This window comes from uncultured Roseovarius sp. (assembly GCF_913057115.1).
Taxonomy (GTDB): Bacteria; Pseudomonadota; Alphaproteobacteria; order Rhodobacterales; family Rhodobacteraceae; genus Roseovarius.
This window is the reverse complement of record NZ_CAJXNN010000062.1, coordinates 1-11,386: the sequence shown is the minus strand read 5'-3', so window position 1 is coordinate 11,386 and position 11,386 is coordinate 1. Positions and strand designations below refer to the sequence as shown.

13 protein-coding genes are annotated in these 11,386 nt (G+C 58.7%); 8 read left to right on the top strand and 5 right to left on the bottom strand.

From position 1 onward, the window contains the following. From QZ498_RS16580 to QZ498_RS16545, 8 genes are all read left to right on the top strand, one after another. Nucleotides 1–465: VWA domain-containing protein (locus QZ498_RS16580; protein ID WP_294624248.1), on the top strand; the 465-nt coding region annotated here is incomplete at its 5' end. An 83-nt stretch (nt 466–548) separates the two neighbouring features. Then, a complete protein-coding gene (locus tag QZ498_RS16575; protein ID WP_294624246.1) occupies nt 549–1,100 on the top strand; it encodes a YeeE/YedE thiosulfate transporter family protein in 552 nt (183 codons plus the stop codon). Nucleotides 1,101–1,103: 3 nt separating this feature from the next. Next, nucleotides 1,104–1,685: a YeeE/YedE thiosulfate transporter family protein gene (locus QZ498_RS16570; RefSeq protein ID WP_294624244.1), complete on the top strand. Its 582-nt coding sequence runs from the start codon at nt 1,104–1,106 to the stop codon at nt 1,683–1,685. 195 nt (nt 1,686–1,880) lie between these two features. Then, nucleotides 1,881–2,849, top strand: a complete 969-nt coding sequence (locus tag QZ498_RS16565; RefSeq protein ID WP_294624242.1) for an XdhC family protein — start codon at nt 1,881–1,883, stop codon at nt 2,847–2,849. Continuing rightward, the gene (locus tag QZ498_RS16560; protein ID WP_294624240.1) at nt 2,846–3,841 is read left to right on the top strand and encodes a molybdopterin-binding protein; all 996 of its coding nucleotides are present in this window, start codon (nt 2,846–2,848) and stop codon (nt 3,839–3,841) included. Before QZ498_RS16565 ends, QZ498_RS16560 begins: the two co-directional genes overlap by 4 nt. A 188-nt stretch (nt 3,842–4,029) precedes the next feature. Then, nucleotides 4,030–4,494: a 50S ribosomal protein L13 gene (gene rplM / locus QZ498_RS16555; protein WP_294624238.1), complete on the top strand. Its 465-nt coding sequence runs from the start codon at nt 4,030–4,032 to the stop codon at nt 4,492–4,494. After that, entirely contained in the window at nt 4,494–4,985 is a 492-nt protein-coding gene (rpsI, locus tag QZ498_RS16550) for a 30S ribosomal protein S9 (protein ID WP_294624236.1), read from the top strand. Before rplM ends, rpsI begins: the two co-directional genes overlap by 1 nt. A 146-nt stretch (nt 4,986–5,131) precedes the next feature. Continuing rightward, entirely contained in the window at nt 5,132–7,144 is a 2,013-nt protein-coding gene (locus tag QZ498_RS16545) for an acyltransferase family protein (protein ID WP_294624234.1), read from the top strand. On the opposite strand, the gene QZ498_RS16540 is transcribed toward QZ498_RS16545, so the two are convergent. From QZ498_RS16540 to QZ498_RS16520, 5 genes are all read right to left on the bottom strand, one after another. After that, on the bottom strand, nt 7,138–7,761 hold the full coding sequence (locus QZ498_RS16540) for a TetR/AcrR family transcriptional regulator (RefSeq protein WP_294624232.1): 624 nt from the start codon (nt 7,759–7,761) through the stop codon (nt 7,138–7,140). The two genes, QZ498_RS16545 and QZ498_RS16540, sit on opposite strands and share 7 nt — an antisense overlap. After that, nucleotides 7,754–8,623, bottom strand: a complete 870-nt coding sequence (ppk2, locus tag QZ498_RS16535) for a polyphosphate kinase 2 (protein WP_294624230.1) — start codon at nt 8,621–8,623, stop codon at nt 7,754–7,756. The genes QZ498_RS16540 and ppk2 overlap by 8 nt, the downstream gene beginning before the upstream one ends. A 34-nt stretch (nt 8,624–8,657) precedes the next feature. Continuing rightward, entirely contained in the window at nt 8,658–9,626 is a 969-nt protein-coding gene (locus QZ498_RS16530; RefSeq protein ID WP_294624228.1) for an alpha/beta hydrolase, read from the bottom strand. Then, complete coding sequence (metA, locus tag QZ498_RS16525) at nt 9,610–10,533, bottom strand: homoserine O-succinyltransferase (protein ID WP_294624226.1); 924 nt, start codon at nt 10,531–10,533, stop codon at nt 9,610–9,612. The genes QZ498_RS16530 and metA overlap by 17 nt, the downstream gene beginning before the upstream one ends. 37 nt (nt 10,534–10,570) lie before the next feature. After that, nucleotides 10,571–11,386: ATPase (locus tag QZ498_RS16520; RefSeq protein WP_294624224.1), on the bottom strand; the 816-nt coding region annotated here is incomplete at its 5' end.

Here is an 11,386-nt window from a genome sequence, read left to right as displayed (position 1 = left end):
GCCTTCACCTTTGGCACGCGGTTGACCAATATCACCCGCCATCTGGCGACTCGCGACGTAGACACCGCGCTGGCCGCTGCCGGCAAGGAGGCGCAGGATTGGGAAGGCGGCACCCGGATCGGCGATTGCCTGCACGCCTTCAACCGCGATTGGTCGCGCCGGGTTATGGGGCAGGGGGCGGTTGTTTTGCTGATTACCGATGGGCTGGACCGGGGCGAAGCTGCGCCTTTGGAAAAAGAGGTGGAGCGGCTGCACCTGTCTTCGCGCCGCCTGATCTGGCTTAACCCCTTGCTAAGATGGGAAGGTTTCGCCCCCAAGGCGACGGGGATCAAGGCCATGTTGCCGCATGTGGACGCCTTCCGCGCGGTGCATTCCATCGCCACGCTGGAGGAATTGGCAATTGCCATATCCAATGCCGATGACATGGGTGAAAAGGCACGATTGATGGCGGCGATGAACGGCTGACCGGTCCTATTGATCGAAATCAAACAAAACATTCCGAATTTGATATATGTGCTCTCCCAGAAATATCCGCGGAAGGACATATCATGACACTCAACTGGAAACTGGGCGGGCTTTTGCTTGGCTTGGTGTTCTTCGGGGCCGTGCTGCTGGTCAAACCCATCGGGGTCAGTACGCAGTTCGTGATCCTTGATGCCATCGTCGGCAATACGGTGAACCCTGAACTGATCACCCAAACGGATGACGGCTATACCTCGAGCAACGCATATCTGGCGAAATCGGGCGGCAAATATGCCAAGAATGCCGCGAACCCTTTGAACTACAGCTTCGTTTTCGTGCTGGCCATGGCGCTGGGGGCCTTCCTCTCGGCGATGGCGCGCGGTGGTGTTGGCGTGGATGAGCGCCGCTTACCCGCGATCTGGTACGCCAACTATGGCGATACGCCGATGAAACGCTATGCGGTGGCCTTTCTGGGTGGCTTCATCGTGCTTTACGGCGCGCGGCTGGCCGGGGGCTGCACCTCGGGCCATATGATGAGCGGGATGATGCAGACCGCGATCTCGGGCTACATCTTTGCGGCCGGGGCCTTTGCCGCTGCCATTCCCACCGCGATGCTGCTTTACCGGAAGGAGGGTTAAGCCATGAGTTCGATTGTTCTCGCTATCGTCATCGGTGCCGCCTTTGGGGCGGTGTTGGACCGGATCGGGGCCACCAACCCAAATTGGATTGGCAAGATGCTGACCTTGACCAACCTGCACCTGATGAAAACCATTTTGCTTGCCATTGGCACAGGGTCGGTCCTGATGTTCGGCGGTCAAATGCTGGGCCTTGTGGAGGTGGGCCATATGAGCGTGAAAACCGCTTATGTGGGTGTCTTCATCGGTGGTCTGATGCTGGGCGCGGGTTGGGCCGCGGCGGGTTATTGTCCGGGCACGGGGGTATGTGCTGCGGCCTCGGGGCGCAAGGACGCGCTGTTTTTCATCGCCGGCGGCTTGTTGGGCGCGGCGGCCTACATGGTGACTTACCCAGCCTGGAAAGCCACCGGGATGCTGGAGGGGGAAAAGCTGACCCTTGGAGCGGTGCCGGGCACCGATTATCCGGCGTTTCTAAATATCTCGGGTGATGTTCTGGGAATCGTGATGGGGTTGGTCTTTGTGGTCATCGCCTTTGCCCTGCCCGAACGCCTGCGCGGTATGGGCGAGGCCGTGGCCCCCGCTGAGTAAAAAACGGCTGCCTGTCTATGGTCCAAGGCCTTTCGAAAGGCCTTGGATCACGTGTTTATAAAACACGTGTAAAGCGCCTTCGAAGGCGCTTGCGACAAGGCGCTTCGAAGCGCCTTGGCCGCGACCAAAGTCGCGGTCATTTCCATTTGTACCGCGCCCTAGCTACCCGCATACTGCGGCGCAGGGGAGGCAGAGATGCAACAGCGATTTGACGATATTCCCGAAACCGCCCTTGCGTGGCATCGCGCCGGCAAGGGTGCGGCCTTGGCCACGGTTGTCGAGACATGGGGCAGCGCGCCACGCCGGGTGGGCAGCCAGCTGGCGATATCCGGCGAGGGCGAGATCGAGGGTTCGGTTTCGGGCGGCTGTGTCGAAGGGGCCGTGGTGGCCGAGGCGTTGGATGCCATTGAGGACGGCAAGCCCGTGATGCTGGAATATGGCGTGAGCGATGGGGATGCCTTCGCCGTGGGCTTGGCTTGTGGTGGCACGATCCGGGTTTTGGTGGAGCCCATCGGCTCGGTCATGCCGGTGGAGGTTCTGGAAGATCTGGTGCTGGCACGCGAGTCGCGCATTCCCGTGGCCTATATAACCGGAGTGGAGGCCGAGCGGCGCTTGGTCAAAGAAGGCTATGCCAATCGCTTCCGCATGGATCGGTCCGGGTTCGAAGACGATGGCGAGACCTTCGTGGCCATTCACAACCCGCCTTTGCGGATGATTATCGTGGGGGCAGTGCACATCGCGCAGGCGCTTGTGCCGATGGCGCGGATCGCGGGCTATGATCCGCTTCTCATCGACCCGCGTGAGAGTTTCGGCAGCGAGGCGCGGTTTCCGAACGAAACCATACTGCACGATTGGCCGGACGAGGGGGTGCAGGCTTTTGGATTGGATCAGCGCACGGCGCTTGTGCTGTTGACCCATGACCCCAAGTTGGATGATCCGGCCTTGGAGCAGGCGCTGGCGAGCGATGTGTTCTACATCGGTGCCTTGGGCTCGTCGCGGACCCACGCCAAACGTGTGGCGCGGTTGGAGGAAAAGGGATTTACCGCCGATCAGATCGCCCGCATCCATGGCCCCGTGGGCCTTGATATTGGTGCGGCGGGGCCGTCGGAGATTGCGGTGAGTATTCTGGCCGAGGCCACGCAGGTTTTGAGGAAAGGCGCATGAAGTTCGGCCCCGTGCCCGTTGAGGAGGCCGAGGGGGCGATTTTGGCCCATTCTATGAAGCTGCCCGACGGGCGATTGCGCAAGGGGTTGCTCCTTGAACCCGCGCATCTGGAGGCGTTGAAGGCGGCGGGCGAGGGGGAGGTGATCGTCGCCCGGCTTGAGCCGGATGATGTGCACGAGGACGCGGCGGCGCTGGCCTTGGCCGAGGCTCTGGCCGGGGGGGCCGAGGGCGTTCACCTGACCGCGCCATTTACGGGCCGGGTGAACGTGATCGCCGATGGCCCCGGTCTGGTGCTTTTGAATGAAGCGCGGATTCATGCGGCCAATATGGTGGACCCGATGATTACCGTGGCGACGGTTGCGCCATTCCATCAACTGGCGGCGGGAGGCATGGCTGCGACGGTCAAGATGATTTCCTACGGGGTGTCGGAGGGACATTTGGACCAAGCGGTGGAGGCCGCGACGGCGGCCATCCGATATGCCCGACCGGTGCACCAGAGCGCCAGCCTGATCCTGACCGACATTCCCGGAAGTCCCGGTGACAAGGGCATTGAGGCGGTGGAGCGTCGGGTGGATGGCCTGGGTATGCAGATGATTGAGACCCTGCGCTGTGACCATGACGAGGCGGCGCTGGCCGAGACGATTGCGCAGGCTAAAGGCGATATCGTCCTGATCCTCACCGCCTCGGCCACCTCGGACCCTGCCGATACCGCGCCCGCCGCGTTGCGGCTGGCCGGTGGGCAGGTGCAACGCTTCGGCCTGCCGGTTGATCCGGGCAACCTTTTGTTTCTGGGGAACTTGCAGGGGCGGCCGGTGATTGGTCTGCCGGGCAGTGCGCGCTCGCCGGTGCTCCATGGGGCTGATTGGGTCTTGGCGCGGGTGGCCTGTGGCGTGCCGATTGCGCCGGAGGACATGGCGCGCATGGGGGTGGGCGGATTGCTCAAGGAAATTCCCACGCGCCCACAACCCCGCCGCGCACCCAAGGCGGAATGATCCGATCGGAGTGTTTTAGCTCTCCGAAGTGGGGTAAAATAATACCTAAATTACAAGTCATTGAATATGCAGTGTTAATTAGCGCTATGCGCGCTTGACCTGTCGCGCCACGTGTTTATAACCGCGCCATCCAATACAGGGGCGGGTTCCGCGCCCTGTTTTACGTCAAACCAAGGGATCTCCCTGATATGAAAACATTTTCTGCGACTCCGGCAGATATCGACAAGAAATGGATCCTGATCGACGCTGAAGGCGTTGTTCTGGGCCGCCTTGCGTCGATCATCGCCATGCGCCTGCGCGGTAAGCACAAGGCCTCGTTCACGCCAAACATGGACATGGGCGACAACGTGATCGTCATCAATGCCGACAAGGTCCAGGTGACCGGCAAAAAGCGTGACAAAGAGAATTACTGGCACACTGGGTACCCGGGCGGAATCAAGTCTCGCACCACCGGCCAGATCCTTGAAGGGGATCACCCCGAGCGTGTGGTCATGCAAGCTGTCAAGCGGATGCTTCCTGGCAACCGTCTGGCCCGCAAGCAGATGACCAACCTGCGCGTCTATGCCGGCGGCGAGCATCCTCATGAGGCGCAAAGCCCCGAGGTGCTGGACGTCAAGAACAAGAACTCCAAGAACACGCGGGTGGCTTACTGATGGCTGAAGAAATCAAATCGCTCGAAGGTCTGGAAGCCGTCGCCGAAGGTGGCGCGCCCGTCGAGGCCGAAACCGAAACCCCGCGTGAGCCCGTTCGTGACGAGTTGGGCCGCTCCTATGCTACCGGCAAGCGGAAGGACGCGGTGGCCCGCGTCTGGATCAAGCCCGGATCGGGCAAGGTCGAGGTGAACGGTAAAGAACTCAACAAGTACTTTGCCCGCCCGGTTCTGCAAATGATCCTGCGTCAGCCCTTTACCGTGGCCGGTGTGGAAGATCAGTTCGACGTGATGGCGACCGTCAAAGGCGGTGGCTTGTCGGGTCAGGCTGGTGCAGTCAAGCACGGCATCTCGAAAGCACTGCAGCTTTTCGACCCGTCACTGCGCGCGCCGCTGAAGGCCGCAGGCTTCCTGACCCGTGACAGCCGCGTGGTGGAACGGAAAAAATTCGGTCGCCGCAAAGCGCGCCGGAGCTTCCAGTTCTCGAAGCGTTAAGTGCTGCTTTATATCGGTTTGGAAAGGGCTGCCTAATGGGCGGCCCTTTTTGCGTGTGGAAGGGATGCCAGCACACAAAAACTGCTTGAATATGTGTCTTAAATCGTCTTGAGCAGAGGTTACTGATAAAATTTGATGGAATATTCATGAGGTATAGGCGAGAAATCGACGGCCTGCGCGCTGTTGCCGTGATCCCTGTCATACTCTTTCACGCCGGGCTGAGCGTCTTTGGTGGCGGATACGTCGGTGTGGACGTTTTTTTTGTTATCTCCGGATATTTGATCACCAGCATTCTTATCAGTGAACGCGAGAACGGTAGTTATTCGATCTGGCACTTTTATGAGCGCCGTGCGCGCCGGATTCTTCCAGCCTTGTTTGTCGTCATGGCGGCATGTGTGCCCTTGGCGTGGCTGCGGATGCCGCCGTATATGATGGAGGATTTCGCGCGAAGCATGGCTTTTGCCGCGCTCTTCCTATCGAATGTACATTTTTGGGAAAAAACCGGCTATTTCGCCTTGGATGCGGAAATGCAGCCGCTCTTGCATACATGGAGCTTGGCGGTCGAAGAGCAGTTCTATCTGCTATTTCCCTTGGTTCTCATTTGTCTTGGGGCCTTCAAGAAAAACCGCTATTTTTTGGTGTTTCTTATCCTTGCGGTGCTGTCGTTGCTCCTAAGTGAATGGGGATGGCGAAATCATCCTGAGGAAAACTTCTTTTTCACGTTTTCGCGGTTCTGGGAGCTTCTTGCCGGATCCATCTGCGCGGTGATCCTGTCAGGAAGATCCGTTATGCGGAATGATTTTCTTGGATTGCTTGGGCTGGGCCTGATTATCTTCGCGGTCTTCGTTTTCGATGATGTTATCCCGTTTCCGTCGGTTTATACATTGGTGCCGGTCGTGGGGACGGTCTTGATTATTCTTTTTGCAGGAGATGGAACACTTACTGCCCGCCTCTTGTCGTTCTCTCCGCTCGTGGGTATTGGCCTGATTTCCTACAGTGCGTATCTGTGGCATCAACCGGCCTTTGCATTTGCCCGGCTTTGGACCCTAGGGCATCCGGCACCTGAGGTCATGGCGGGTCTGGTTTTCGTATCGTTGGGATTGGCCTGGTTGACTTGGAGGTTCGTGGAACTTCCTTTCCGCAACAGGGAAATGCCACTTTTTCCGCAGCGCCGGACATTGTTTTTAACAAGTGCTGCAGGGATATTCCTTTTTGCCGTTATCGGCGCGGTTGGTATGGGTACCCAAGGCTTCAAGTCACGTATGGACCGTAGTGCCGCGCCCATTTTCGAGGCCATGATGGAGGATATTTCCAAGGGCGGCAATTTGGGAAATTGTACCGTTAAAGATGACGGTACCTTTGGTATCAGCAGCCTGTGTCACGCTTTTGGAAAGAAAGATGCGCCTTTCAGCTTGGCCGTGTTGGGCGATAGCCATGGATTGGCTGCTTTAAGCGCGTTTGAACATGTTTCTGAAAAGCTTGGGGCCAAAGTTTTGGCCGCGGCGCTTCCGGCCTGTCCGCCGCTTTTGAATGGGGTCTCAAAGAACAGATTGGTGGACAGTGGGCGGTGCCGTGAATTGGTGAAGCAGCATGCTGAGGCGGTTGTCGATAGTGGTGTCAGTGCGGTCGTCTTGTTTGGGCGTTGGTCGCTCTATGGCGGAGGGGGGTATGATGGCCCTAATTTGCGGTTTGCCATGCATATTCCGGGTTTAGAGCCGCCACAAAATGCCAATGACGCGCTGGAGACATTGAGAGTATCGTTTGAGCGGACCGTTGCCTACTATCGTCAGGCGGGTGTTGCGGTATTTGTGGTTCAGCAGCTTCCGGAACAAAAGGCCATCCCTCAGTTTGTGTTGGAACGAGTTTTGTTGTCCGGGGCCCCAAAGGATGAGGCTTTGCAAGCCATGCAAAGCACATTCTTATCTGCGGCGGATCACGAAGCGATGCAAGGGCCGGTGCGTGATATGATCCTTGGGTTAGAGGAGAATGGGGTTCACGTTGTGAGCTTGGATAAACCTTTCTTGCAAGGTGACGCTTTGCGGTGGTTTGGCAACAATAGGATTTTCTACAAAGACTCCGACCACATTCTACCGAACGGGGCTGCCCTGATCGCGCCGGTCTTAACCCAAACCTTGCAGCGTCATCTTCGCTTTCAGTGATTATTATCGGGCGGCAAAAGGCCGAGACCGCGCAGATAGATCCCGATGCCGGATTCCAGCAGGTCTTCGGGCGGGAAGGGGGATTGAGTGCCGGGTGAGTTACGGGCGAAGAGTTCCACGACACCGTGCGACAGCGCCCAGACATGGGCGCTGAACATCGCTGCTGGCGGGCGCTTGTCTTCGGGGATGTGTTGGCTTAGGTCATTTGCGGCGCGTTCCAGAACGGCGCGCGCCTTGTTGGCGATTTGGGCCAGTTCGGGCGTGCGATTGACGGATATGGCACTTTCGAACATGGCCATGTAGTGACCCGGATATTTGCGGGCGAAGGCCAAATAGGCGCGGCCCGTGGCCTCAAAGCTGGCCAGAGCCGAGGGTTGGCCTTGGTCATAGGCGTATTGCATCACATCGGCAAAAATGACGTAGCCTTGGCGTGCGGCTTCGGCGATGAGGTCGTCGCGCCCAGCAAAATGGCGGTAGACGGCGGCAGGGGTCACGCCGGCCTGTTTCGCGGCTTCGGAGAGTGTGAAGCCGGTGGGGCCTTTGGCCTCGATGAGTTGCAAGGCAGCCTCGACAAGCGCCTGCTTTAGATTGCCGTGATGATAACCGCGCTTAGGCATCCCAGATCTCTGGGCCTGCGCAGACAGCGGTATCGGGCTTGCCAAGGGATTTCGTGTCTTTTCGAGCGTAATCGATATGGCGCAATACATGGCGGATTGCCTCGGTCCGGGCGCGGCGCTTGTCGTCGGACCGGATGACCGTCCAAGGGGCGTGATCGGTATGGGACCGGTCCAGGGTTTCCTTGATGGCGGCGGAATAGTCATCCCATTTCTTGAGACCTTCGACGTCGATCCAGCTGAGTTTCCATTGTTTGAGGGGGCTGCCCTCGCGTTTCAGGAAGCGGCGCAACTGCTCGGCGCGGCCCACGTTGAGCCAGAATTTGAAGAGATGGATGCCGTCGTCGACGAGCATTCTTTCGAAATCCGGGACCTGGGCAAAGAAATGCTCGCGCTGATCGTCAGTGCAGAAGTCAAAGACCTTCTCCACGACGCCTCGGTTGTACCAACTGCGATCGTAAAACACGATCTCGCCTCCGGCCGGCAGGTGATCTGTGTAGCGTTGGAAATACCATTGGGTTTGTTCGGTGTCCGATGGTTTTGGCAAGGCGACGACACGTGCGCCACGAGGATTAAGATACTCCCGGAAGCGTTTGATTGTCCCGCCTTTTCCGGCGGCGTCCCGACCTTCGAAAACGATCGCTATGCGCGCGCCGGTTTCTTTGGCCCATGCTTGCAATTTCACCAGTTCGACTTGCAGCGCCTCAAGATCTTTTTCGTAGTGCTTGCGGGGCAAGCGTTCGGAGTGTGGATAATCGGGATCGAGAATATCACCTTTTTCCGCGCGCTTGATGGCGTTGCGGATGTCTTTGGGCGCGTCTTCTTCGTAGAACTTGGTGATTGCACCGTCGAATGGCAGATCCATGGGCCTCTCCTGTATCAGACACGACTATGGCGGCTTACTTGCCGGGGTGCAATCCGGCACGCTGAGCCGCTCGGTCAATCGCTTCAACGACAGCGTCTTGCGCAACGTGATGAGGCATATGGCCAACACCGGGCAGGCGCGTCAGATCGGCAGTGGGAACACGTTGCTCCAGAGGCTCGGCGTGAATTGTCAAGCCAACGGTCGTATCGGCCGTGCCATGCACGACTTCCAGTGGAACTTGGATCCGTTCGTAGGACTGTGTCAGCGCTTCGATTTCCGACAGAAGATTGGCACGTTGCAGCGCGTTTGCCCGCAGCGTTTTGCGACGCAGTGTCAGGGCCGCGCCTATATGGTCGATATAGCCGTCTGGCACGCTGTTGGGGGCAAAGATGCTGGCCACTTCGCGCTCCACGCGTTCGTCGTGAACGAAGGCTGTGAGAAAGGGGATGACCAGAGGACCCAAAACCGGGTGAGACAGAACCTTGTAGTAGGTCGATAGCGGGCTGTCCCAAGGGTGCGAGGGCGAAGATAGTGGTACCAAGGCCGAGATGTATTGTGGTTCATGCACGGCCCAGGCAAGCGCCACGGCGCCACCGTAGGAATGGCCCAGCACGATCGGGGCTTCGACACCCAATTGCCGGGCAGCGGCGGCCAGCAATTCAGCCTGTTGGCGGATCGTGGCGCCGGAGCGCCCGATCCGGTCGGTGTAACCCAGCCCGGGGCGATCGAAGATTGTGACGCGATAGCGTTCAGCCAAGCGTGGGGCGAGGCTGTGCGTCATGTCACGGATGTTGCCGCTGGCACCATGAATCAAAACCAGATCCGGACCATCCCCCATGGTAAGGGCGTGGACACGGTGGCCTTCCACCTGAAGGAATTGCCCTTGGGGGGGGAATTCTGCCTCGGCGCGGGCTTCATGCTGGCGCGCGCGGTGCTGGACAAAGGCCCAGAGCAGCGCCAGTGACAGCAGGCAGGCGAGAAGGATTTTAACGGCCAATGGCATTCAGGTCGAACGGTGTGGACTGGTAGATTTCGTTGATCCAGTTGCCATAGAGAAGATGCGCGTGGCTGCGCCAGCGGTTTTGCGGTGGGCGGCTCGGGTCATCTTCGGGGTAGTAGTTGCAAGGCACGTTGATCGGGGTGGCATTGGCCACGTCGCGGTCATACTCCTGTTTCAGGGTGTCGCTGTCGTATTCCAAGTGATTGAAGATATAGAGCGCGCGATGGGCTTTGTCTTCCACAAGGCACGGGCCGACCTCGTCGCTGTGCAGGAGAATTTTCAGGCCGGGTTGGTTTTCAATCTCGTCCTTGCGCATTTCTGTCCAGCGGCTGACGGGGATGACGCAATCATCCGAGAACCCTCGCAAGTAGGGCGAGGCGGGTTCCATATTGCGATGCCGGAAGCAGCCAAAAGCCTTTTGGTGCAGCATGTGTTTCTTGACGCCGTGAAAGTGGTTGATCATCGCCATACCACCCCAGCAAACGCCAAAGGTCGATTGAACATGCGTCTGGGTCCAGTCGAACACCCGGCGCAATTCATCCCAATAGGTGACATCCGGAAAATCCAGGTGCTCGATCGGGGCGCCGGTGATGACCAGACCATCGAATTTTTCGCCTGAGGCCTCGACCTCGTCGAAGGGCCGATAAAAGCTCTTCATGTGGTCGGCGGCCGTGTTGCGCGTGCGGTGCTCGGTCATTCGGATGAGGCTCAACTCGATCTGGAGCGGAGTGGCCCCGATCAGGCGGGCGAACTGGTTCTCGGTCTGGATTTTCTTGGGCATCAGGTTGAGAAGCCCGATGCGCAGGGGGCGGATGTCCTGCCGCGAGGCCTGATCCTCGGACATGACCATGACGCCTTCGCGCGTGAGCACGTCATAGGCAGGCAGGTTTTCCGGAATCTTGATGGGCATTGGTCAGGTCTTTCGCGGTTTCCGATGAGATAGGGTTTTAGGCGCGCCGCTCAAGCGCGGTGGCCACCAGAGTCTCGAATTGCTCGGCGGTTTCAACGCCCGACACCTCGTCAGCGGTCAATGTGATACCCCAGTCCGCCATGGCATCATAGCGTGGCTGGCGGTGGGCCAGGGCCCGCGCATAGGTCCAGCGGATGAAGGCATCCGGGTCGACCTTGTCGGGGGCGCTGCCTGTTTCCGAAAGGTAATCGTTCCATGCCGCGTCAAGGAATTCGGGTTGATACGCCATGGGCTTGGGCGCGCGGTCGAAGCGACGGATCAATTCCTGGGTATGTGCGTCCGACCCTTTCAGGTAGATCAGCAGGCAGTGCTTTGACAGTTCCAGCAAAAGCGGGTCGTCCGGGTCGTTGCCATCCACCCATTCACAAATCGACCCGCCGGTATCGCAGACGAAATTCGGGTAGCCATAGAGCGCCTCGGCGCGGGCGATGAAATGCGCCGTGTCCTCAAGCGCTGCGATTTCGGCGCGGCGGAATTGTTCTTGCCGCAGGCGGTATTCGTCGATTGGCAAGCCGCCTTTCGTGGGATCGCCGGGCTTGCCCAGATAGGTCGAGACCGGGGCGAGATTGTCAAACGTGATGTTCGACCCGATGTAGATCGAGTCGGTCAACAACAGGTTCCGCAAAAAGGGCACCTTCATTGCCTGTGCCTTGGCATTGTCAGCAATGAGTTCGCCCATATAGCGCGTGCCGATGCGATAATCGATGGAATAGTGAAACCAGTCGCCTGAACCGCGCAGCATGGTCGAAAGGTGGGTCTTGCCCAGCCCCGACATGCCATAGAACAAAACCCG

What these genes read in the sequence shown, in the direction of transcription:
- QZ498_RS16575 (WP_294624246.1), top strand. Translation starts at nt 549, where the DNA reads ATGACACTCAACTGGAAACTGGGCGGGCTTTTGCTTGGCTTGGTGTTC.
- QZ498_RS16570 (WP_294624244.1), top strand. Translation starts at nt 1,104, where the DNA reads ATGAGTTCGATTGTTCTCGCTATCGTCATCGGTGCCGCCTTTGGGGCG.
- QZ498_RS16565 (WP_294624242.1), top strand. Translation starts at nt 1,881, where the DNA reads ATGCAACAGCGATTTGACGATATTCCCGAAACCGCCCTTGCGTGGCAT.
- QZ498_RS16560 (WP_294624240.1), top strand. Translation starts at nt 2,846, where the DNA reads ATGAAGTTCGGCCCCGTGCCCGTTGAGGAGGCCGAGGGGGCGATTTTG.
- rplM (WP_294624238.1), top strand. Translation starts at nt 4,030, where the DNA reads ATGAAAACATTTTCTGCGACTCCGGCAGATATCGACAAGAAATGGATC.
- rpsI (WP_294624236.1), top strand. Translation starts at nt 4,494, where the DNA reads ATGGCTGAAGAAATCAAATCGCTCGAAGGTCTGGAAGCCGTCGCCGAA.
- QZ498_RS16545 (WP_294624234.1), top strand. Translation starts at nt 5,132, where the DNA reads ATGAGGTATAGGCGAGAAATCGACGGCCTGCGCGCTGTTGCCGTGATC.
- QZ498_RS16540 (WP_294624232.1), bottom strand. Translation starts at nt 7,761, where the DNA reads ATGCCTAAGCGCGGTTATCATCACGGCAATCTAAAGCAGGCGCTTGTC.
- ppk2 (WP_294624230.1), bottom strand. Translation starts at nt 8,623, where the DNA reads ATGGATCTGCCATTCGACGGTGCAATCACCAAGTTCTACGAAGAAGAC.
- QZ498_RS16530 (WP_294624228.1), bottom strand. Translation starts at nt 9,626, where the DNA reads ATGCCATTGGCCGTTAAAATCCTTCTCGCCTGCCTGCTGTCACTGGCG.
- metA (WP_294624226.1), bottom strand. Translation starts at nt 10,533, where the DNA reads ATGCCCATCAAGATTCCGGAAAACCTGCCTGCCTATGACGTGCTCACG.